Origin of the sequence: Rahnella sikkimica, assembly GCF_002951615.1 — a bacterium.
GTDB lineage: Bacteria > Pseudomonadota > Gammaproteobacteria > Enterobacterales > Enterobacteriaceae > Rahnella > Rahnella sikkimica.
Genome location: NZ_CP019062.1, coordinates 2,184,996 through 2,205,321 on the forward strand (window position 1 = coordinate 2,184,996; position 20,326 = coordinate 2,205,321).

19 protein-coding genes and 1 tRNA gene are annotated in these 20,326 nt (G+C 55.5%); 15 read left to right on the top strand and 5 right to left on the bottom strand.

The genetic code is table 11. The features are described 5' to 3' along the window. Window positions 1–89: 89 nt before the first annotated feature. From BV494_RS10025 to BV494_RS10030, 3 genes are all read left to right on the top strand, one after another. A complete protein-coding gene (locus BV494_RS10025; protein WP_104922742.1) occupies window positions 90–314 on the top strand; it encodes a DUF2594 family protein in 225 nt (74 codons plus the stop codon). 133 nt (window positions 315–447) lie between these two features. Beyond that, entirely contained in the window at window positions 448–618 is a 171-nt protein-coding gene (locus BV494_RS25845; protein ID WP_192938111.1) for a hypothetical protein, read from the top strand. 3 nt (window positions 619–621) lie between these two features. Continuing rightward, window positions 622–1,398 (top strand): AraC family transcriptional regulator, encoded by a 777-nt coding sequence (locus BV494_RS10030; protein WP_104922743.1) that lies wholly within the window; start codon window positions 622–624, stop codon window positions 1,396–1,398. Here BV494_RS10030 and leuA read toward each other — a convergent pair. Beyond that, on the bottom strand, window positions 1,367–3,037 hold the full coding sequence (gene leuA, locus BV494_RS10035; protein WP_104922744.1) for a 2-isopropylmalate synthase: 1,671 nt from the start codon (window positions 3,035–3,037) through the stop codon (window positions 1,367–1,369). The genes BV494_RS10030 and leuA overlap by 32 nt on opposite strands. A gap of 192 nt (window positions 3,038–3,229) precedes the next feature. Here leuA and BV494_RS10040 point away from each other — a divergent pair, with 192 nt between their 5' ends. Then, window positions 3,230–4,996: a sensor domain-containing phosphodiesterase gene (locus BV494_RS10040; RefSeq protein WP_104922745.1), complete on the top strand. Its 1,767-nt coding sequence runs from the start codon at window positions 3,230–3,232 to the stop codon at window positions 4,994–4,996. Window positions 4,997–5,068: 72 nt separating this feature from the next. Here BV494_RS10040 and BV494_RS10045 read toward each other — a convergent pair whose 3' ends face one another. Both BV494_RS10045 and BV494_RS10050 read right to left on the bottom strand, forming a co-directional pair. Then, a complete protein-coding gene (locus BV494_RS10045) occupies window positions 5,069–5,482 on the bottom strand; it encodes a hypothetical protein (RefSeq protein ID WP_104922746.1) in 414 nt (137 codons plus the stop codon). Window positions 5,483–5,898: 416 nt separating this feature from the next. Further along, window positions 5,899–5,974 (bottom strand) — tRNA-Lys (locus BV494_RS10050). Between the two features lie 369 nt (window positions 5,975–6,343). Here BV494_RS10050 and cycA point away from each other — a divergent pair. Further along, window positions 6,344–7,741 carry a D-serine/D-alanine/glycine transporter gene (gene cycA, locus BV494_RS10055; protein WP_104922747.1) on the top strand — a complete coding sequence of 466 codons (1,398 nt, stop codon included), beginning with the start codon at window positions 6,344–6,346 and terminating at the stop codon, window positions 7,739–7,741. Window positions 7,742–7,789: 48 nt separating this feature from the next. Here the strand turns inward: cycA and BV494_RS10060 are convergent, their stop codons facing one another. Next, window positions 7,790–8,779, bottom strand: a complete 990-nt coding sequence (locus BV494_RS10060) for a metal-dependent hydrolase (protein ID WP_104922748.1) — start codon at window positions 8,777–8,779, stop codon at window positions 7,790–7,792. Between the two features lie 10 nt (window positions 8,780–8,789). After that, window positions 8,790–9,479, bottom strand: a complete 690-nt coding sequence (rutR, locus tag BV494_RS10065) for an HTH-type transcriptional regulator RutR (protein WP_104922749.1) — start codon at window positions 9,477–9,479, stop codon at window positions 8,790–8,792. Window positions 9,480–9,877: 398 nt separating this feature from the next. Here rutR and rutA point away from each other — a divergent pair, with 398 nt between their 5' ends. From rutA to BV494_RS10115, 10 genes are all read left to right on the top strand, one after another. Then, window positions 9,878–10,969, top strand: coding sequence for a pyrimidine utilization protein A (rutA, locus tag BV494_RS10070; protein WP_104922750.1), 1,092 nt, complete (start codon window positions 9,878–9,880; stop codon window positions 10,967–10,969). Continuing rightward, on the top strand, window positions 10,969–11,736 hold the full coding sequence (gene rutB, locus BV494_RS10075; protein ID WP_226790064.1) for a pyrimidine utilization protein B: 768 nt from the start codon (window positions 10,969–10,971) through the stop codon (window positions 11,734–11,736). The genes rutA and rutB overlap by 1 nt, the downstream gene beginning before the upstream one ends. Before the next feature lie 26 nt (window positions 11,737–11,762). Next, window positions 11,763–12,149: a pyrimidine utilization protein C gene (rutC, locus tag BV494_RS10080; protein WP_104922751.1), complete on the top strand. Its 387-nt coding sequence runs from the start codon at window positions 11,763–11,765 to the stop codon at window positions 12,147–12,149. Between the two features lie 41 nt (window positions 12,150–12,190). Then, on the top strand, window positions 12,191–13,030 hold the full coding sequence (rutD, locus tag BV494_RS10085) for a pyrimidine utilization protein D (protein WP_104922752.1): 840 nt from the start codon (window positions 12,191–12,193) through the stop codon (window positions 13,028–13,030). Beyond that, a complete protein-coding gene (gene rutF, locus BV494_RS10090) occupies window positions 13,015–13,542 on the top strand; it encodes an NADH-dependent FMN reductase RutF (RefSeq protein ID WP_104922753.1) in 528 nt (175 codons plus the stop codon). Before rutD ends, rutF begins: the two co-directional genes overlap by 16 nt. A gap of 25 nt (window positions 13,543–13,567) precedes the next feature. Continuing rightward, window positions 13,568–14,923, top strand: a complete 1,356-nt coding sequence (gene rutG / locus BV494_RS10095) for a pyrimidine utilization transport protein G (protein WP_104922754.1) — start codon at window positions 13,568–13,570, stop codon at window positions 14,921–14,923. 279 nt (window positions 14,924–15,202) lie between these two features. Beyond that, window positions 15,203–16,843 (top strand): TIGR04028 family ABC transporter substrate-binding protein, encoded by a 1,641-nt coding sequence (locus tag BV494_RS10100; protein ID WP_104922755.1) that lies wholly within the window; start codon window positions 15,203–15,205, stop codon window positions 16,841–16,843. Between the two features lie 16 nt (window positions 16,844–16,859). After that, window positions 16,860–17,819 carry an ABC transporter permease gene (locus tag BV494_RS10105; RefSeq protein ID WP_104922756.1) on the top strand — a complete coding sequence of 320 codons (960 nt, stop codon included), beginning with the start codon at window positions 16,860–16,862 and terminating at the stop codon, window positions 17,817–17,819. Further along, the gene (locus BV494_RS10110) at window positions 17,816–18,679 is read left to right on the top strand and encodes an ABC transporter permease (protein ID WP_104922757.1); all 864 of its coding nucleotides are present in this window, start codon (window positions 17,816–17,818) and stop codon (window positions 18,677–18,679) included. Before BV494_RS10105 ends, BV494_RS10110 begins: the two co-directional genes overlap by 4 nt. Beyond that, entirely contained in the window at window positions 18,676–20,295 is a 1,620-nt protein-coding gene (locus BV494_RS10115; protein WP_104922758.1) for a dipeptide ABC transporter ATP-binding protein, read from the top strand. The genes BV494_RS10110 and BV494_RS10115 overlap by 4 nt, the downstream gene beginning before the upstream one ends. Window positions 20,296–20,326 lie beyond the last annotated feature (31 nt).

The window sequence follows — 20,326 nt, forward strand, 5'->3', positions numbered from 1 at the left end:
CAATCCGGGTGGGTTCTTTTTTGCCCTGTTCTTTTTACCGTACAGAATTCGGCGTGCTGCGCGGCAGCCTGTCTGAGGAGATTTAAATAATGAGTAATTGCGATTTTACGACTGAAGCAAACGTTCAAACACTGGCGACCGAAGTGGCCTGCCTGAAAGCCACTCTGACCCTGATTTTGAAGGCAATTGGTCAGGCTGATGCAGGTAAAGTCATGCTGAATATGGAACGTTTTGTCGCGCAGATGGAAGACGAACAACAGGCTGAAGTCTTCAAAAACTCCCTGCAACAAATCAAGTTCGCTTACCGCCAGTAAGAACATTTCGGAGCCTGCCGCCCGGCGGGTTCCGCGCTTTCCCCGCACGACCTCCCGATTTTCGCCCTGAATTCTGCCACACTTAAATTCTGCTATAATAATGCCCTGTATTCACATCATCAGGACAACCGCTATGAGCGAAAATAATAAAGAAAACAAAAGCAAGGCAGACGAAGTCCATGTCAGCGACGGGCTGGCTGAGCTGATTGAAGCCGCCGAACTGCTGACGGAAGAAGAAATCGAAAAAGCAGCGGAGCAGGCCAAAAAGGCCGTCGAAGACGCCAAGAATCAGAAACATCACTGATCAATGCACCGCAATTTCCTTGCACCTCATCAGGCCATCGCGCCGCTGGCTATTGATTATCAGCACGGCGACAGCGAAGCCGCACACAGTCACAGCTGTTCTCAACTGATTCACACATTATCTGGCGTTGTGGAAGTTCACACCGCGCTCGGCACCTGGATGGTACCGCCCGGTCGCGGCGTCTGGCTGCCCGCAAACGTGGAACACAGTCTGCGTTTTATCGGCGGCGTAAAAGCCCGCACCTTATTTGTCGATCCCCTCGCCCGTGCCGATTTACCCGCACAGTGTCAGGTGGTCCAGATTTCTCCCCTGCTCCGCGAACTGATACTGACGTCTCTGACGATCCCGCCTGACTACTTGCCCGGCGGCCGTGATGAACGGATTATGGAATTGCTGCTCGATGAACTTCGGTTGCTGCCGACGCTGCCGCTTCATCTGCCGGAGCCTAAAGAGCCGGAGTTACTGGTACTCTGCCAGCAAATCCGTGCTGATCTGTGCGCGTCCTGGGAACTTGAGGATGTGGCTCAGCGCCTGGATATCAGCAGCCGGACGCTTTCGCGCCGGTTTCAGCGCGAAACCGGATTGCGGTTCAGTGACTGGGTCAGACAGGCGAAATTACTCGACGCGATTAATCAGCTGGCGGCGGGGCTTTCGGTGATTGATGTCGCGCTGGCACTCGGCTACGACAGCCCGAGTGCTTTCAGCGCAATGTTCCGCCGTTCCCTTGGCGTTTCACCCAGCGAATATTTTAGTCAGACAGAATCCCGCCTGCCGCATTAAACAGCGCCTGCACGGAAGCGCCGGACACATCGCTGTCGATGCCCACGCCGTAGCAGGTTTCACCGAAACGCCCCTGACAGCTCACATACGCGACTGCACGACTGTGGCTCTGATGCCCTAACGTGTGCTCGTGGTAATCGCCAATTTCCAGTTCCACGTCAAAACTGCGACGCAAGGCATCGGCCGCGCCGGACAACAGCCCGTTGCCGCTGCCGGAAATCTGCTGTTCCTCGTTGCGGTAGCGGATGCGCGCACTAAAATGACAGACGTTTTGCTCATCGCTGCGGATATCGTAGCTCAGCAGTTTCACCACCGGTTCATCCGTCAGCCCGTAACGCGCACGGAACAGCCGCCAGATATCGCTGGTGCTCATTTCCTTGCCATGCGTATCGGTTTCGCGCTGCACGGCTTTGCTGAAATCTATCTGCAAACCGCGCGGCAGTTTCAGCCCGTGATTCTGTTCCAGCAACCAGGCCGCGCCGCTTTTACCCGACTGACTGTTCACACGGATCACCGCCTCGTAACTGCACCCGACATCGGCAGGATCAAGCGGCAGATAAGGCACACGCCAGACGTCGCTTTCTGCGGTTTTCTGCGCTGCAAAACCTTTCTTGATGGCATCCTGATGCGAACCTGAGAACGCGGTAAACACCAGTTCACCGGCATAAGGATGGCGCGGATGTACCGGCAGCTGATTACATTCCTCGACGGCTTCAACAATTGCCTGCAAATTACTGAAATCCAGCGCCGGGTTTACGCCCTGCGTATAGAGATTCAGCGCCAGCGTCACGATATCCACATTCCCGGTACGTTCGCCGTTTCCGAACAGACAACCTTCGACGCGATCGGCTCCCGCCAGCATCCCCAGCTCGGCACACGCCACGCCGGTTCCACGGTCATTATGCGGATGCACGCTGACGGAAACCTGCGAACGGCGGCTGAAATGACGGCAAAACCATTCAATCTGATCGGCGTAAATATTTGGGGTGCTGACTTCAACGGTCGCCGGTAAGTTGATAATCATCGGGCGCGCAACGCCGGGTTCCCAGACATTCGCCACCGCTTCGCACACTTCAAGTGAAAACTCCAGTTCGGTAAAACAAAACGTTTCCGGAGAATATTCGAACGTCCATTGCGTTTGTGAATATTGTTCGCACAACTGGCGAATCTGCTGCGCACCGCGAACGGCCAGCTCACGGGTGGCGGCCTTATCCTGATTGAAGACCACTTCGCGAAAAACCGGCGCGGTGGCGTTATATAAATGCACGATGGCGCGCGGCACATCTTTAAGCGCTTCAAAAGTACGGGCAATCAGATCCGGACGCGACGGCGTCAGCACCTGAATCACCACATCGTCGGGGATCAGTTTGTCTTCAATCAACCCGCGTACAAAATCAAAATCGGTTTGCGACGCTGAAGGAAACGCCACTTCAATTTGCTTAAAACCACAGCGCACCAGCAGGTCAAAAAACTGACGCTTACGGGCATTATCCATGGGTTCCGCCAGCGCCTGATTTCCGTCACGCAGATCACTTGAACACCATTGCGGCGCTTTATCGAGTGTATTCCCCGGCCACTGGCGATCCGGCAAATTCACCGGGGGGAATGGACGATATTTTTGTGACGGGTCGTTTAACATACGGTTCTCCAGAGGAATAAAGTGAGCTGCATTGCTTGATGAATTCCATGGTACGCAAACGATATCTTTCTGCGCCTTGCTAACTGACAGCAACCCTCGCAAAACGGACAAAAAGAAAATGATAAATGAATCAGAGTCACGCTATAGTGCATAACTAAACGCGTCCAGATCGGCGATCCGAGGTCGTACAGAATGAAAAGGGTTCTGAATCCAAACGAAAAGAAACGGCTTGCGGCGCTGCAAAAACTCAAGATTGCGGACAGTAATCCGGATGAAGTACTTGATCTGATTACCCGGCTGACGCAGCAAATTTTCGATATTCCTATTTGCATCATTACTCTGGTTGACCAACATCGTCAGTGGTTTAAATCCAAAACCCCTACGGCGACACAGTACACTGCACGTGATATTGCTTTTTGCGACTACACCATCCGGTCTTCGTCGGTTATGGTCGTGAACGATGCGACACGGGATCAGCGTTTTAATGAGAATCCGCTGGTCACAGCAGACGAAGGAATGCGCTTCTATGCCGGTGCCCCGCTTATTACGCGTGATGGTTTTGCGATCGGCAGCCTGTGTCTGGCAGACAAACAGCCGAGAGATTTTTCCGTACAGGAAGTGGAAATGCTCTCAGATCTCGCCGCTATCGTCATTGATATTATCGAGTCACGCAGCTCAATGAGCTTTACGGATATCGTTACGCGCCTGCCAAACCGCCAGCGGCTGATGGAAGACATCTCGCAGCTCATCAAAACGCCGGATAACACGTCTTATCTGCTGATCCTGATTGATACGCTCGACACGCTTTATGCCTACGACATCGGGCGCTCAATTGGTATTCCGAAAGTCGAAAACATTCTGAAAGACGTCGGGGCGTTTCTGCGCAGCGAACTCAATGAAAATGACAAAGTTTACAGCCTGATGCTCGGGCGCTTTGCGCTGATCAAACGGCTCGATGAACAGCAGGAAATTTTCAATCAGCTGGAAATTGCCGCCACGAAAATCCAGCGCAGCATTACCAGCGATATTCCGATCAACGTCCGGCTGCACGCGGGCTATACCGTCTTTTCGTCAACGTCATCCTGCGCGGAAACCACCCTGCGTCAGGGGATGTCGTCACTGCATGACGCCATCAGCAACAACCAGCTGGTGATGCCGTATCAGCGGGAATCGGACGTTATTCAGCTGCGTGCATTCAATTTGCTGAATGACCTGATGGCGACCGTCGCGTCCTGTGAAGATTTTCATCTGGTTTATCAGCCGAAAATTCGTCTGGCCGACAAAAAATTCCAGGGTGTGGAAGCGCTGATCCGCTGGCAACACCCGACGCTGGGGATCATTTCCCCGTCAGAATTTATTCCTCTGGCAGAAAAAACGCCGCTGATTACGCCGCTGACCAACTGGGTGATCACCCAGGCCGTGATGCAGATTGCTGAATGGCAAAAACGCGGCGCGCAGATTCAGGTTTCCATCAACCTGACGGCCAATAATCTGGTGGAACAGGATTTGGTTCAGCGTATTCATACCGCACTGATCCTGCATCAGGTTTCCCCGTCGATGCTGGAAATTGAGTGTCTGGAAACCCAGACCCTGGCGAATAACCCGCACGCCGTCGCGTCGCTGGATGCGCTGAGAAGAATGGGTATCAGCATTGCGCTGGACGATTTTGGCTCCGGCTACAGCAACCTGAATTATCTGCAAAAAATTCCGGCGGATACGCTGAAGCTGGATCAGTCCCTGATTCAGGGCATCAGCAATGACAGCAAAAGCAAAGTGATCGTTAAATCGATGATTGAAATGGCGCACGCACTGAGCTATCAGGTCGTTGCTGAAGGGGTTGAGGACAACGACACCCTGCTGTGTCTGGAAGAACTGCGTTGTGATTCCGTGCAGGGCTTCTACTTTTCCCGTCCGCTGCATCACGATCAGATACTGGAATGGTCTAAACCGTACACCTGATCCTTATCCGCACAGAGTTTGTGTAAAAACAGCCATAAAAAAACCCGCTTCGACGCGGGTTTTTCATTTCTGTCATTCGCCCGTTTTAGGCCGGATGTTGTAGGTTCCGAAGAAACTGCGATCCGTTTCCAGACTGACCGGTTTACCGTTCGCATCCACGGTAATCGAACCGGTGGTTTTGGTCAGCGCGCAGGCAAGACGAACCTCGAAAGTGCGGATACCGTTTGGCACATTTAAATCGACATACTGATTAAAGTGCAGCGAGGCGATGGTCTTACCATCCAGGATCACGATCAGCGGACAGGTCTTTTCAAAAGGTATCACCGACCACTGTTCGATGCGGTGCAATCTGACGTGCGTCTGCCCCGCCGGCGGCGTGGTGCTGGCATTGGCGAACGACGACTTGACCTGAAGTGTCGGCTCGTAAGGATTAGCTGCGCACCCGGCTAAAAGTAAAGCAGCCAAAGCCACCAGTGTTTTTTTCATCGTTATCTCCCTGAGTTTATGCCCGAATAATAGCAGCGTGCGCGCATTTGTCCGACTCTTTTTAGGAGAGATTTACAGGCACGACAAGACAGAAGCACGGCTCAGAAGATAAAACAAAAGTGCCCGCAAAAGGCCCTGATACCCAATAAACCCGTAATTCCCCCAGGCGGAAACTGAATATTCTGAATCAATCATCCAAACCTCTCCGATTGAAAATCTATTTCCCGCCCGGAATTCAAATTCAACCACATTAAAACTAATTCGAACTCACTGAATAAACTAAAGACAAGACATGACTTTTTATTCCCGGAATCAGAACGGAATAATTATACAGACGAATGAGGAAGACAGAGCAGAAGGAAAACGAGAGACAAAATTGCGAAGGGGAAAATACAACAGACTGATTACTAAGATGTTGGTGGGTCGTGGCGGGTTCGAACCGCCGACCAATTGATTAAGAGTCAACTGCTCTACCGACTGAGCTAACGACCCAACGGGACGGATTATTCTCCTCTCAACGGATGATGTCAAACGCTTATCCCTGTTTTTTTTCAGTCTTTTTCAGGATTATTTGTGAAGCCCATCACAGTGAAAAACGGTATTATTCCCGTCGCTGTCACTGACATTTGATTAATTAACACTCAGTTATCCGCAATGTAAAAAATACGATACATTTTTTTCAGCGGCATTTTTCATGCCAGTTATAATAAATGCGCAGTTAACATTACTATTACACCGGTCATCCCGGCTGTCGTTCCAGATGGGGGACAAAAGAGCCTTTGAGAGCTCAGTTTACTGACATAAATAAATGCGATATGGCGGAGTTCATACGCAGAAAGCAAAAACAGGAATCAATACAACATGCAAGAAGAGTCAAAAATCCTCGCACAGTCAGAGGAAGAGAACGCAGAAGGTCTGCGGCGAAACCTCTCTAACCGCCATATTCAGCTTATCGCTATCGGCGGTGCCATCGGTACCGGCCTGTTTATGGGCTCCGGAAAAACCATCAGCCTCGCCGGTCCTTCCATCATCTTCGTGTATATGATCATCGGCTTTATGCTGTTTTTCGTGATGCGCGCGATGGGCGAATTACTGCTTTCCAATCTTGAATACAAATCTTTCAGTGACTTCGCCGCCGACCTTCTCGGTCCATGGGCCGGATATTTCACCGGCTGGACCTACTGGTTCTGCTGGGTCGTCACCGGCATCGCCGACGTCGTCGCCATCACCGCCTACGCGCAGTTCTGGTTCCCCGGCCTCTCGCAATGGATCGCCTCCTTGCTCTGCGTTCTGGTTCTCCTCAGCCTGAACCTGGCCACCGTCAAAATGTTTGGTGAGATGGAATTCTGGTTTGCGATGATCAAAATCGTCGCCATTGTCGGGCTGATCATTGCCGGGCTGGTGATGGTTCTGACGCATTTCCAGACGCCAACCGGCACCGTCGCTTCTTTCAGTAACCTGTGGAACGATGGCGGATTCTTCCCGAAAGGCGTCAGCGGATTCTTCGCCGGTTTCCAGATTGCGGTCTTCGCCTTTGTCGGGATTGAACTGGTGGGCACAACCGCTGCCGAGACTAAAGATCCGCAGAAATCGCTGCCACGCGCCATCAACGCAATACCGCTGCGCATCATCATGTTCTACGTTTTCTCGCTGATCATGATTATGTCGGTCACGCCGTGGAGCCACGTTGTCGCGGATAAAAGCCCGTTTGTTGAGCTGTTTGTTCTGGCCGGTCTGCCCGCTGCGGCGAGCATCATCAACTTTGTCGTGCTGACGTCTGCCGCCTCTTCCGCCAACAGCGGCGTGTTCTCCACCAGCCGTATGCTGTTTGGTCTGGCTCAGGAAGGCAACGCGCCGAAAGCGTTCGGCAAACTCTCCTCCCGCGCCGTACCGTCTAACGGGCTGACCTTCTCCTGTATCTGCCTGCTCGGCGGTGTGGTGCTGATTTACCTGATCCCGAACGTGATGACGGTCTTCACGCTGGTCACCACCGTCTCTGCGATTCTGTTTATGTTCGTCTGGACCATCATCCTCTGTTCGTATCTGGTCTACCGTCGTAAACGTCCGCAACTGCACGAAGCGTCCATCTACAAAATGCCGCTCGGTAAAATCATGTGCTGGGTATGCATGGCATTCTTCGCCTTCGTGCTGGTACTCCTGACGTTGCAGGATGACACCCGCCAGGCACTGATGGTTACGCCGCTGTGGTTTGTGGTGCTGGGCATTGGCTACTGGCTGAGAAGCAGAAGCCGCGCTTAACCGAGTCAGAAATATAGCAAAGGAGCCTTTCCGGCTCCTTTGTCTTTACTACTCCACATCCAGCGCCGACCTGAACTGCCGCCACATCTTCACCGCTGACGGTCTGGCCGAGGCCACTTTGACCGGCAATTCAGGCGGTTCTCCGGCTTTCATCTCTCCGAGATCAAACACAAAGGTATAATCCGGTTCCTGACCCATGCGTAAATCGCTGACCAGAATGTGTCCGCCCTGCTCTTTCACACTGAAAAATCCGTGGCTGAACCACGCGACGCGGGCGAGAAATGCGTTGTCTTTATGCGCTTCGTACAGCGCTTCTCCGCGCGGATAAAAGCGGAAACGGATCGGGGAATCCGGGTGCAGCAGCGATGTAAAACCCTCGCCGTAGCTGTTTTTATTCATCACCACCACGCGCCACACCAGCGAGTTGAGCGGCGTCGGCGTCACCAGAACCTGCGTGCTTTCGATATTCTGCCGCTGCAACTCTTCACTGACGTGCACCGTCACCTCATGCTGCTCGATGACCGTGCAGATAAGATACAAACAGCTCACGCCCAGCAGCACGTTGTTCCACATGATCCCGCGCTGTTGCTCGCGGTACAGCGCCAGCCCGACGCCGATGATCAGCGGCAGGGTATACAGCGGATCGACGATGAAAATGCTGCCGACCGCAAACGGATAATGCGTAAAAGGAATGCCCAGCTGCGTGCCGTAAACCGTCATTAAATCGAGCAGCGGATGCGTGATCAGCGCCAGCCAGACCGTGCCGCACCAGCGTCTGAAATATTGCCCGGCGCTGAAAATTTTCGCCATCATCCAGGCGAGCAGCGGCGAAATCAGCGTGAGATACAACAACGCATGCGTCTGCGTGCGGTGCTGCGTCATATTGCTGATGGCGTCGCCGTGATCGTAAAAGACATCCAGATCCGGCAACGTTCCGCAGACCGCGCCCGCCAGCGCGGATTTCCACACCGGCGTCCGCTTGCCCATCACCGCGATACCGACGGCAGCGCCCAAGACTAATTGTGAAACCGAATCCATCCTGACCTCTTCAAGCCCGAAGCTGTATGCCTTCGGTAATAATGCGCTGCACGTTGCTCACGGTCAGTTCGAAAAACTCAGGATCGTTGAGCGTTTTGCCGGTAATGGCTTCAACCTGCACGCCAAAATCGGCGTAATGCTGCGTGGTTGCCCACAGCATAAAAATCAGCTGCATCGGATCAACCGGCGCAATTAATTCATCTTTTATCCAGCCGCGGATCACATCCGATTTATCTTCCACCAGCGTTTTCAGGCTGCCGCCGAGTTCCTGTTTCAGCAGCGGCGCGCCCTGCACCATCTCCAGACAAAACAGTCGCGACGCCTGCGGATGATCGCGGGAAACACAGAGTTTCAGGCGGATATAGTCGCGTATCGCTTCCAGCGGATGTTGATCCCGTTGCAGCGCTTTCAGCGGGGCCAGCCAGATATCCAGCAGGCCTTTCAGCACGGCAATATACAGATCTTCTTTCGACGGGAAGTAATACAGCAGATTGGTTTTCGAGACGTCGGCGCGCTCGGCGACCTGATCCAGGCTGGTGCCGTGAATGCCGTACAGCGAGAAAAATTCCAGCGCGGCGGCCATGATATTGCCACGTTTGGCGGCGACCGCCCGCGAGCGGCGCGTCGGTGCTTTCACCCCGGCTTTGCGGGATGTACTTTCCCCGGCGGCGGGCTGAGGAGGTTCGACCAATGGCTTCACAAGGATTTCCTGAGACAAACAGCAAGGATGAAATCATAACAAATAGGGATAAATGCGACTATCGCTATAAGTCAGGCCAATTAAACAACAAATTAATAACCATAATAATTGTGTTGTTTAACAAAAATGCACCATTTGCGGACATTCCTGCCTGATTAACGTGCAGTTTGTTTTGACCAAATGGTCTGAAACAGACCGCTTGCTCCACCAGTAACTAAAATATTTTATTAACCTGCTGATAATCATCACATTTAAAAAAGTGGCACTGCCTTTGCAATACTCACCCCGTTAGGAAATTTCAGCACGGTGCAATTCGGAACCCGCAGGACGCACTCAAGCCGCGCAGAGATTTTCGCAAGCCCTTGTATTGAAAAATGAATCTTCAACTGAGGTGAGCTATGAAAATCGGTGTCTTTATTCCTATCGGCAACAACGGCTGGTTAATTTCTGAAACCGCGCCACAGTACAAACCAACTTTTGAACTGAACAAAACCATCGTGCAGAAGGCGGAGCATTATCATTTCGACTTTGCGCTGTCGATGATCAAACTGCGCGGCTTCGGCGGTAAAACCGAATTCTGGGAACACAACATGGAGTCGTTCACGCTGATGGCGGGCCTTGCCGCCGTGACCTCCCGCATCCAGCTCTACGCCACCGCCGCCACGCTGGTGATGCCACCGGCGATTGTTGCGCGCATGGCTGCCACCATTGATTCCATCTCCAATGGCCGTTTCGGCGTGAACGTCGTCACCGGCTGGCAGAAACCGGAATACGAACAAATGGGCATGTGGCCGGGCGACGACTATTTCAGCCGCCGTTATGACTATCTGACCGAATATGTCAGCGTCCTGCGCGACCTGTGGGGCACCGGCCACTGCACGCTCGACGGCGAATTCTTCAAGATGGACGACTGCCGCGTGAGCCCGCGCCCGCAGTCTGAAATGAAAGTGATCTGCGCCGGACAAAGCGACGCAGGCATGGCGTTCTCTGCTAAACACGCCGATTTCAACTTCTGCTTTGGCAAAGGCGTTAACACGCCGACCGCGTTTGCGCCGACCGCTGCACGCATGAAAACGGCGGCGCAAGCCGAAGGCCGCGACGTCTCCTCTTACGTGCTTTTTATGGTCATCGCGGATGAAACCGACGCCGCCGCCCGCGCCAAATGGGAACTGTACAAAGACGGTGCCGATGCCGAAGCGCTGGCGTGGCTTACCGACCAGAGCAGCAAAGATACCAAATCCGGTGCCGACACCAATGTCCGCCAGATGGCCGACCCCACGTCGGCGGTCAATATCAACATGGGCACGCTGGTCGGTTCCTACGCCAGCGTCGCCAGAATGCTTGATGAAATCGACACCGTGCCGGGCGCAGGCGGCGTCCTGCTGACCTTCGACGATTTCGTAGAAGGCATCGAAAACTTTGGCCGTTTCATCCAGCCATTAATGAAAACCCGCCAGCACATCGCAACAGAACAGAAAGAGGTGGCCTGATGACGTTGTTTGAGAAACCGAAAGCGGTTGAAGATCTGAACGTGGTTCGCCGCGAACCGAAGAACAGCGGTGAGGAAACCATTCTCACGGCCCGTCCGGAAGCCATTGCGTTTACACCGCAGCAAACGGCGCTGATTGTGGTGGATATGCAGAATGCGTACGCCTCGCAGGGCGGTTATCTGGATTTGGCCGGTTTTGACGTCTCCGCGACCGCGCCGGTGATCGCCAACATCAAAGTGGCCATTGCCGCCGCGCGCGCCGCAGGCATCAAAGTGATCTTCTTCCAGAACGGCTGGGACAATCAGTACGTCGAAGCCGGTGGCGCAGGTTCGCCAAACTTTCACAAATCCAACGCGCTGAAAACCATGCGTAAACGCCCGGAACTGATGGGTAAATTACTGGCAAAAGGCGACTGGGATTACGACCTGGTGGATGAACTCCGGCCACAGCCGGGCGACATCGTGCTGCCTAAACCGCGCTACAGCGGATTCTTCAACACCCAGCTCGACAGCCTGCTGCGCAGCTACGGCATTCACCACCTGGTGTTCACCGGCATCGCCACCAACGTGTGCGTGGAATCCACGCTGCGTGACGGTTTCTTCCTCGAATATTTTGGCGTGGTGCTTGAAGACGCCACCCATCAGGCTGGCCCGGAATTCGCGCAAAAAGCGGCGATTTATAACATCGAAACGTTCTTTGGCTGGGTCTCCAGCGTGCGCGATTTCTGCGACGCTGTGGGTTATGACGCTAAACAAAACGCCGCATAACGGCTTTATGAAAAGGAAATTGAAATATGCCTAAAAGTGCCATTATTCCGGCTGGCAGCGGCGTTCCGCTGGCACCGTTTGTTCCGGGAACGCTGGCCGACGGCGTGGTTTACGTCTCCGGCACGTTGCCTTTTGATAAAGACAATAACGTCGTGCATCTGGGCGATGCCGCCGCGCAAACCCGCCATGTGCTGGAAACCATCAAAAGCGTGATTGAAACCGCGGGCGGCACAATGGATGACGTCACCATGAACTCGATTTTCATCACCGACTGGGCGAATTACGCCGCCGTGAATCAGGTTTACGCCGACTATTTTCCGGGCGAAAAACCGGCGCGGTTCTGCATTCAGTGCGGGCTGGTCAAACCGGGCGCGCTGATTGAAATCGCCACTATCGCGCACATCGGCAAGTAAAGCGCAGGGTTCCGACCTCCTGAACACCTTGAGGAAACACCATGTATTACAAGGTATTGGGTAACAATAATGCAGACGCCGAAACCGTGGTGCTTTCCTCCGGCCTCGGCGGTTCAGGCAGCTTCTGGCAACCCCAACTGGCGATGCTGAGCGCGCATTTTCGCGTCATCATCTATGACCAGCACGGAACCGGCGTCAGTAAAGGCACGGTACCCGCCGGTTACCGGATGGAAGACATGGCGGATGAACTCGCCGGACTGCTCAACGAACTGGATATCACCCGCTGCCATCTGGTGGGCCACGCGCTCGGCGGCATTATTGGCCTGCATCTGGCCCTGCGTTATCCCGCGCTGCTGCAAAGCCTGGTGGTGATCAACGGCTGGGCGAAGCTCGACAACCAGACGCGCCGCTGCTTTGAAGTCCGCCAGAATTTACTGCTCAACAGCGGCGTCGATGCCTACGTGCAGGCGCAACCGCTGTTTCTGTATCCGGGCGACTGGCTGTCGGCCAACGACGCATTACTTCAGGAAGAGCGCCAGCATCAGGTGGCGCATTTTCAGGGAATGGAAAACCTGCTTCACCGGCTTCAGGCGCTGATGAATTCCGATTTAACGGAAACGCTCGGGCAGGTGATCGCACCCACGCTGGCGTTCAGCTGCAAAGATGATTTGCTGGTGCCGTGGATGCGCTCTGCCGACCTCGCCGAACGGCTGCAAAACAGTGAACACACACAAATGCTGTACGGCGGCCATGCCATGAGCGTGACCGACCCGGAAACGTTTAACCCGATTTTACTGGAATGGCTGCAACGGCATTCATCGCAAAAACCTGCCGCGCCTTCCCACCACCTGCCCACGGAGACAACATGGCCGAAACACTAACCGCTAAGCCAACGGCATCAACCGTCGAAAAACAAGCGTTCCGCGATGCGATGGCGCATCTCGGTTCCGCCGTTAACATCATCACCACCGACGGCCCCGGCGGGCGCGCGGGCTTTACCGCATCGGCCGTGTGCAGCGTCACCGACTCCCCGCCGACCTTACTCGTTTGCCTGAACCGCTCGGCGTCGGTGTATCCGGCCTTTACCGAAAATCAGGTGCTGTGCGTCAACACGCTCGCCGACTGTCATGAATCGCTGTCGAATTTATTCGGCGGAAAAACGCCGATGGAACAACGTTTTGACGCCGCTGAATGGTCATCCCTTTCCACAGGCTCTCCGATTCTCAGCGATGCGCTGGTGTCGTTTGATTGCAAAATTACGCAAGTCACCCAGATTGGCACCCACGATATTTTGTTTTGCGAAGCCGTCGCGATCACCCGCAACGACGAACGCCACGGACTGGTGTATTTCGACCGCCGCTATCACCCGCTGATGCGGCAGTCAGCCTGTTAACTCAACCTGATTAGGGAATTGCAGCATGGCAAATACCAATACCTCCTGGTTTCCAAAGTGGCGTAAAAGAGAAGGCAATCTGGATGGCGCCGTTATTGCGCCGGACGAACGGCTGCCGTTAGGGCCGACGGTGATTATGGGGCTGCAACATACCGTCGCCATGTTCGGCGCAACGGTATTAATGCCGTTGCTGATGGGGTTTGACGCCAACATGGCGATCCTGATGTCCGGCATCGGCACCCTGCTGTTTTTCCTGGTGGTCGGCGGACGCGTGCCGAGCTATCTCGGATCGAGCGCGGCGTTTGTCGGTTTGGTGATTGCGGTGACCGGCTACAGTGGCCACGGCGCGAACCCGAATATCGGCGTGGCGCTCGGCGGCATTATTGCCTGCGGCGTCATTTATACGCTGATTGGTTTTGTGGTGATGGCCGTCGGCACGCGCTGGATTGAACGCCTGATGCCGCCGGTCGTGACCGGTGCGGTAGTGATGGCGATTGGTCTGAACCTCGCGCCGATTGCCATTAACAGCGTTTCGGCGTCGTCGTTTGACAGCTGGATGGCGGTGGTGACCGTGCTGTGTATCGGTTCGGTGGCCGTTTTCACCCGCGGGCTGGTGCAGCGCTTACTCCTGCTGCTCGGGCTGGTGGCGGCGTATCTGATTTATATGCTGGTCACAAACGTCCTGGGGCTGGGCGCACCGGTGGATTTCACCGCCGTCACACAGGCTGCGTGGTTTGGTCTGCCAACCATCACCACGCCGGTGTTCAGCACCCACGCGATGCTGATGATTGCGCCGGTGGCCGTGATTCTGGTGGCCGAAAATCTCGGACACATTAAAGCAGTCGCGGGCATGACCGGTAAAAACCTCGACCCGTACATGGGCCGCGCGTTTGTCGGCGACGGGCTGGCGACATTACTGTCAGCCTCCGCGGGCGGAACCGGCGTGACCACTTACGCAGAAAACATCGGCGTCATGGCGGTTACAAAAATTTATTCCACGCTGATTTTCGTCGCTGCTGCGATTGTTGCCATTGTGTTGGGCTTCTCGCCCAAATTTGGTGCACTGATCCACACCATTCCCGGTCCGGTATTAGGCGGCGCATCGATTGTGGTGTTCGGTTTGATTGCCGTCGCCGGTGCGCGCATCTGGGTACAAAACCAGGTGGATCTGGGTCTTAACGGAAATCTCATCATGGTTGCCGTCACGCTGGTACTGGGCGCAGGCAACTTTACCCTGAGTCTGGGCGGCTTCAGCATGGGCGGCATCGGCACGGCGACGTTTGGCGCAATCTTGCTGAACGCCTTCCTCAGCCGCAGCAAACAGGTTAAAACGCAGCCGGAAATAAAAACTGGCACAGAAGCTGCATTAAAAGATCACTGACGACCTCAGTTTCTCCTTAGCTCATCATTTTTGATGATCGCCAGCGGTTATCCGGTCCACCCGTCCGGATTAACCGCTGGTTTTTTTCTTTCTGTTTCCTGCCATTTCCTCTCCTGCGTCCCCTTTTCCTGCTTTTGCTGGATTTCGGCAAACCAATGCACATTTCCTTCGTTCACCTCCCTTTTAAATTGGTTTGTTATGGCACCAGCACTTTCGTTCTAAAGCACGCCGGAAGTGATTCATCTGCCAGCAATCACCAAAAATAAAAAGGGTCTCACTATGCACATTCTTCGCCGGAGAAACGCGGTCACACGCGCACTGGCTTTAGGGGTATTGATCACCAGTTCTTACGCCGTTTTTGCCGCCGATTCAACGCCGGTTCAGGGCGGAACGCTGGTTTATCTCGAACAACAGGCACACACCAACTTATATCCTCCGGCGGGAGGTTTTTACCCGAACGGCGGCATCCTGAATCAGATCACCGACAAGCTGACCTATCAGAACCCGAAGACGCTGGAAGTCGAACCGTGGATTGCCGAATCCTGGAGCTTCAACGCCGACAAAACCGAATACACCTTCAAACTGCGTCCGGGCGTGACCTTCTCCGACGGCACGCCGCTTGATGCCAACGCCGTAGCGAAAAACTTCGACACCTACGGGCTGGGCAACAAAGAACGCCATCTGCCGGTTTCCGAAGTGATTAACAACTACGACCACAGCGAAGTGGTTGATCCGCTGACCGTGAAGTTCTACTTCAAAAAATCCTCACCGGGCTTCCTGCAAGGCACGGCGACCATCGGCTCCGGGCTGGTATCACTGAGCACGCTGGATCGCAATTTTGATGCGCTGGGCGACGCGACGCACATCATCGGTTCCGGCCCGTTCGTGGTCAGCAAGGAAACGCTCGGTCGTGAAGTCGATCTGACGGCGCGCAAAGATTACAACTGGGGGCCGAAAAACCTCAAACAGCAGGGTCGCGCTAATCTCGACGTCATCAAAGTGATCGTCACCGGTGAAGACAGCGTGCGTATCGGCGCGCTGCTGGCCGGTCAGGCAGATTTCATCCGTCAGGTTCAGGCGTATGACGAGAAGCAGGCCAAAGACCAGAACTTCCCGATTTATGCCGCGCCAACCAAAGGCGTGAACGACAGTATTTCGTTCCGTCCGGACAACGCGCTGGTGTCTGATCTGAAAGTCCGTCAGGCGCTGCTGCACGCCACCAACAGCAAACAGGTGGTCGAAACGCTGTTCTCGCCAAACTATCCGCAGGCCACGTCCGTCATCGCCAAAACGGCTGCCGGTTACGTGGATCTGAGCAACAAACTCACTTATGACCCGACGCTGTCGAAAAAGCTGCTGGACGAAGCGGGCTGGAAACCGGGCCCGAACGGCCTGCGCCAGAAAGACGGCAAAACGCTGTCACTGACCATTTATGAATCCCTGCCGCAACCACAGAACAAAGAAGTCTTGCAGCTGATTTCGCAGCAGTGGAATCAGGTCGGCGCGAAGCTGAACATCCTGGCCGGTGACGCGGGCAGCCGCGTAGCCGACAACCTGGATCCGGAAAAAACGCCGGCGAACGTGGTGGAAGTCGGCCGCGCCGATCCGGACGTCATCAAAAGCTCCTTCTACCCGACCAACCGCGATGCGCTGCTGCAAAAAGGCGGCCTGAGCAGCAAGGTGAAAAGCTTCCGTGACGACAAACTGAATGACCTGCTGGTGGCAATTTCAGCCGAAGTAGATCCGAAAAAACGTCTGGCGCTGGCCGGTGACGTGCAGAACTACCTGCTCGATCAGGCTTACGTCATTCCGATTTTCGAAGAGCCACAAGTTTATGCCGGAGCACCTTACTTTAAAGGCGTGAGCTTTGAAGCCGTTGGCCGTCCAAGCTTCTACGCCGCATGGCTTGAAAAGCACTAACAGGCAGGAGTGAATCATGAACCGATACGTTAGCGGTCGTTTTGGGCAGGCTTTGCTGGTGTTGTGGGCGGCGTTTACCGTCTCCTTCATTCTCCTGCAAGTGCTGCCGGGCGATGCCATTCTGATTAAATTCCAGAACCCGGACATGGGGCTGAGCCCGGCGCAAATCGCGGACATGCGCGCGGCCTACGGCGCGGATGTGCCGCTGGTGCAGCAATATCTGCACACGCTGGGGAATTTCCTGCGCGGGGATCTGGGCTATTCGATTCAGGCTGGCGTACCGGTCACTGAATTACTCAGCAGCAACTTTCCGCCGACTTTGCGGCTGGCGCTGATGGGCTTCGCACTGGCCGCCGTGGTGGCCTTTGCGCTGGCGTTTACCTCCAGCCTGCTGCATTTCGGCTGGCTGAAAAACCTGTTGCAGTCGGTGCCGTCGCTGTTTATCTCCATTCCGACTTTCTGGCTCGGCATCGCGTTGATTCAGTTTTTCTCTTTCCATCTGCGCTGGATCCCGGTGATCAATCCGGGGGAATGGGTCGGGCTGATTCTGCCGGTGGTGACGCTGGCCGTACCGATTTCCGCACCGCTGGCGCAGATCCTGATCCGCAGCATTGATCAGGTGCAAACCCAGCCGTTCGTCGCCGTTGCCCGCGCCAAAGGGGCCAGCCGCAGCGGCGTGTTGTGGCGTCATGTGGCGCGCAACGCCCTGCTTCCGGTGCTGACTATCGCCGGTTTGCTGTTTGGCGAACTGATCGCCGGGGCGCTGATCACCGAAACGGTATTTGGCCTGAATGGCCTCGGTCAACTGACACAGCAGGCGGTGAACAATCAGGACGTCGCGGTTTTACAGGCGATTGTGGTGATTTCCGCCGCCGCTTTTGTCGGCATCAACTTACTGGTCGATTTGCTTTATCCGCTGCTCGATCCGCGCCTTAAAGCCAATGCCTCGAAAAACTCAAAGGGAGCCACCGCATGAGCAGCTTACCGCTGGGTAAAAGCATACTTTCCGTGCCCGCCACACAGCGCCGCCGCTGGAAACCGGCCCGTTTACAGCCGGGGCTGATCATCGCCTGGCTGGTGATCGCGACCGTGATTTTATGGGCGGTCGCGCCCGGCTGGTTTACCGATTACAGCGGCACTGAAGGCATCGCGGGCGCGCAGCGTCTGGCGCCGCAGGCCGGCCACTGGCTGGGCACCGATCAGCTCGGCCGTGACGTGTACGCCCGCATCGTTTACGGCGCGTCGCATTCACTCTCCGGCGCACTGGTCGCCGTGGCGCTCGGGCTGGTGTTCGGCACCGCATTAGGGCTGGCAGCCGGGGCCAGCGGCGGCATTGTTGACGCCATTGTCATGCGCATCAACGACGTGTTGCTGTCGATTCCCGGTCTGTTGTTGTCGCTGAGCGTCATCATTTTGCTCGGCTTCGGCACGGTTCACGCGGCGATTGCCGTCGGGGTCACCTCCGTCGCCAACTTCGCCCGCCTCGCCCGCGCCGAAGTGGTATTGGTGCGCCACAGCGATTACGTCGAAGCGGCCTACGGCAGCGGCGGCACCTTCTTCTCGATCCTCTGGCGGCACATTTTGCCGAACTCGCTGACGTCGGTGATTGCCTTCTCCGCACTGCAATTTGGCAGTGCAATTCTGGCGATTTCCACCCTGAGTTTCCTTGGTTACGGCACACCGCCGCCAACGCCGGAATGGGGTTTACTGATTGCCGAAGGCCGTAACTACATTTCAACCGCCTGGTGGCTGACCACCTTCCCCGGTGTCGTCGTGGTGCTGGTGGTGCTTTCCGCCAACCGCATCAGCCAGTCATTACGCAGGAGAACACGATGAGCACACAGGCGACTTTCAATAGCCCCACCGCCCCCGTTCTTGAGCTGGATAACGTGACGATTGCCTACGACGGCAAAGCGGTAGTCCACAACGTCTCGTTTTCCATTAATGCCGGAGAAGTGCTGGCGCTGGTGGGTGAATCGGGTTCCGGTAAAACCACCACCGCGCAGTCGATCATCGGCCTGCTGGCGGAAAACGGTCATATCGAACAGGGCGAAATCCGCCTGAACGGCACCGACATCAGCCAGTGGTCGCAGAAGCGTCTCGACGCCCTGCGCGGCGCACGCATCAGCCTGATCCCGCAGGATCCGACCAGTTCGCTGGATCCGGTCAAAACCATCGGTTCGCAGGTTGCCGAAATTCTGGATATCCACCAGCGCCTGCCGCGTGTTCAGCGCGACGCCCGCGTGGTGGAACTGCTGACCCGCGTCGGCCTCACGCACCCGGAACAACGCGCGAAACAGTATCCGCACGAACTTTCCGGCGGCATGAAACAGCGCGTGCTGATTGCGATTGCCATTGCGCTGCAACCGGCGCTGATCATTGCCGACGAACCGACCAGCGCGCTCGACGTCACCGTGCAAAAACGCATTCTGGATTTGATTGACGATTTGCGCCGCGAATCCGGCACCGCCGTTTTGCTGGTCACGCACGATCTGGCGATTGCCGCCGAACGCGCCGACCGTTTGCTGGTATTCCGTAACGGCAAAGTGCAGGAACAGGGCGTGACGGCGGAAGTGCTGAACGCACCGAAAAGCGAATACACCCGCCAGCTGTTTGCCGACGTTCCTGCCCTATCAGGCCGTCACCGTGCGCATATTGCCGCCGTCGCCGAACCGGTGCTGGTGGTCGAAAATGTCACCCATGATTTCTCACTGGGCGGCAAACATCAGGCGGCATTTCGCGCCGTCGATAACGTCTCGTTCAGCATTCCGCGCGGCACCACACATTCTCTGGTCGGCGAATCCGGCTCGGGTAAAACCACGCTCGCACGCATTCTGCTCGGTTTCCAGAAACCGGACAGAGGCCGCGTACTGATCGACGGCGAAGACATCACGCGCCTCAGGGGCGAAGCGCTGCGTCAGGTGCGCCGTAAAATTCAGCTGGTGTATCAGAACCCGTTCGCCTCGCTCGATCCGTCGCAGACTTTGTTCAGCGTGATTGAAGAACCGCTGCTGAACTTCGAAAAAATACCGTCAGCGGTGCGCCGTGAACGCGTTCTGGATATCGCCCGCCGCGTGGCGCTGCCGGAAGAACTGCTGGGCCGCAAACCGCGTGAGCTTTCCGGCGGCCAGCGTCAGCGCGTGGCGATTGCCCGCGCGCTGATCCTTGAACCGAAAGTGCTGGTGCTCGACGAGGCGACTTCGGCGCTCGACGTCACCGTACAGGCGCAAATCCTGACCCTGCTTCAGCAGCTTCAGGATTCACTCGGCCTGACCTATTTATTTATCTCGCACGATCTGGCGACCGTCCGGCAAATCTCCCACAGCGTCTCGGTGCTCAACCGCGGGCAACAGGTGGATTCCGGCAACGTGGAAGACGTGTTTGCGCTGCCTTCCAGCGATTACACGCGTCAGCTGATCGATGCGATCCCCGGCCGCCACCGCGCCGCCTGAGTCAGCACATGAAAAAGAAAAGAGGGACATT

Coding starts and splice junctions, on each gene's coding strand:
- BV494_RS10025 (WP_104922742.1), top strand. CDS start 90: ATGAGTAATTGCGATTTTACGACTGAAGCAAACGTTCAAACACTGGCG.
- BV494_RS25845 (WP_192938111.1), top strand. CDS start 448: ATGAGCGAAAATAATAAAGAAAACAAAAGCAAGGCAGACGAAGTCCAT.
- BV494_RS10030 (WP_104922743.1), top strand. CDS start 622: ATGCACCGCAATTTCCTTGCACCTCATCAGGCCATCGCGCCGCTGGCT.
- leuA (WP_104922744.1), bottom strand. CDS start 3,037: ATGTTAAACGACCCGTCACAAAAATATCGTCCATTCCCCCCGGTGAAT.
- BV494_RS10040 (WP_104922745.1), top strand. CDS start 3,230: ATGAAAAGGGTTCTGAATCCAAACGAAAAGAAACGGCTTGCGGCGCTG.
- BV494_RS10045 (WP_104922746.1), bottom strand. CDS start 5,482: ATGAAAAAAACACTGGTGGCTTTGGCTGCTTTACTTTTAGCCGGGTGC.
- cycA (WP_104922747.1), top strand. CDS start 6,344: ATGCAAGAAGAGTCAAAAATCCTCGCACAGTCAGAGGAAGAGAACGCA.
- BV494_RS10060 (WP_104922748.1), bottom strand. CDS start 8,779: ATGGATTCGGTTTCACAATTAGTCTTGGGCGCTGCCGTCGGTATCGCG.
- rutA (WP_104922750.1), top strand. CDS start 9,878: ATGAAAATCGGTGTCTTTATTCCTATCGGCAACAACGGCTGGTTAATT.
- rutB (WP_226790064.1), top strand. CDS start 10,969: ATGACGTTGTTTGAGAAACCGAAAGCGGTTGAAGATCTGAACGTGGTT.
- rutC (WP_104922751.1), top strand. CDS start 11,763: ATGCCTAAAAGTGCCATTATTCCGGCTGGCAGCGGCGTTCCGCTGGCA.
- rutD (WP_104922752.1), top strand. CDS start 12,191: ATGTATTACAAGGTATTGGGTAACAATAATGCAGACGCCGAAACCGTG.
- rutF (WP_104922753.1), top strand. CDS start 13,015: ATGGCCGAAACACTAACCGCTAAGCCAACGGCATCAACCGTCGAAAAA.
- rutG (WP_104922754.1), top strand. CDS start 13,568: ATGGCAAATACCAATACCTCCTGGTTTCCAAAGTGGCGTAAAAGAGAA.
- BV494_RS10100 (WP_104922755.1), top strand. CDS start 15,203: ATGCACATTCTTCGCCGGAGAAACGCGGTCACACGCGCACTGGCTTTA.
- BV494_RS10105 (WP_104922756.1), top strand. CDS start 16,860: ATGAACCGATACGTTAGCGGTCGTTTTGGGCAGGCTTTGCTGGTGTTG.
- BV494_RS10110 (WP_104922757.1), top strand. CDS start 17,816: ATGAGCAGCTTACCGCTGGGTAAAAGCATACTTTCCGTGCCCGCCACA.
- BV494_RS10115 (WP_104922758.1), top strand. CDS start 18,676: ATGAGCACACAGGCGACTTTCAATAGCCCCACCGCCCCCGTTCTTGAG.